This is a genomic window from Massilia frigida (assembly GCF_011682175.1).
GTDB lineage: Bacteria > Pseudomonadota > Gammaproteobacteria > Burkholderiales > Burkholderiaceae_D > Telluria_A > Telluria_A frigida.
The window spans coordinates 1-960 of sequence record NZ_WHJG01000137.1; the positions used below are offsets into that span (position 1 = coordinate 1).

The window sequence follows — 960 nt, forward strand, 5'->3', positions numbered from 1 at the left end:
GCGGCACTCAGATTGGGGCTTTGCATCACCTCGGTATCGATACCGGTTCTGCCGCCGGCTGCTTCGTCTGCCGCCGCGGTCACTTTCGTCTTCGCCACGTAATCCTGGTACGCCGGAAGGGCTACCGCTGCCAGCACGCCAATGATGGCGACAACGATCATCAGTTCAATCAGCGTGAAGCCGGCCTGAGCCGCATTTGCATTGGAATGGTGTGATTTCATGGTGCCGTGGGAATAAGGAAGTTGCGTATGCCCGCGATGGGAAAACCGTCGACAGGACCATCTTGCATTTTGATGGAGAGGAAAAACTGGAAACGCGTGGTCGGCGTCTGGCACGCCGGCATTACGAGATACGGCCGGCTCGACCGGTGTAACGCAGGGCAAGCACTAACGATGAGGCCTCTTGCGGGAAATCCCGGAAGAGGCCTGGAACTTGTCATTTTGTGTCTATCACGTTCAATAGAAACCTGAACAAGCTTTGGACATGCCCCGCAGCAAGATGCTGGCGGGGCCATGTCAGATTAGATGCACTCTTTTGGTTTGTATTTGTCGTCAGCGGTGCTCGAGCAGCTCCAAGCGCCGGTATCAGCACGGGTCCAGGTCACGGCTTTGCCGAGAACAGCAGTGTTACCCAGCAAGGTGCAGGTAATCGTACCGGCGCCAGTGACAGCAACGTTCGCCGAGATCGCGGAGCAACGCTTGGTGGTAGCCAGCAGGCCGATTTCAACAGGGCCAGCAACAGCATCGCCACCTGCCAGTTTGGTCTCGACGTTGACTTTACCTGGGGTGATTTCAGCCAGGCCAGCACCAACTTGCGACTTAGCAACATAGTCCTGATACGCTGGCAGTGCAACAGCAGCCAGGATACCGATAATTGCAACAACGATCATCAGTTCGATCAGGGTAAAACCGGCTTGTGCCTTCTTCATCATTTTCATCGATTTCATTTTGCTACTCCTAG

At 55.2% G+C, this 960-nt stretch carries 2 protein-coding genes; both read right to left on the minus strand.

Annotated features, from left to right (window positions below; genetic code table 11):
- On the minus strand, positions 1-221 hold a 221-nt coding region (locus tag F2P44_RS34350; RefSeq protein WP_167094566.1), incomplete at its 3' end, for a pilin.
- Between the two features lie 299 nt (positions 222-520).
- Positions 521-960, minus strand: a 440-nt coding sequence (locus F2P44_RS34355; RefSeq protein WP_441295298.1) for a pilin, incomplete at its 5' end; no start/stop codon positions are given.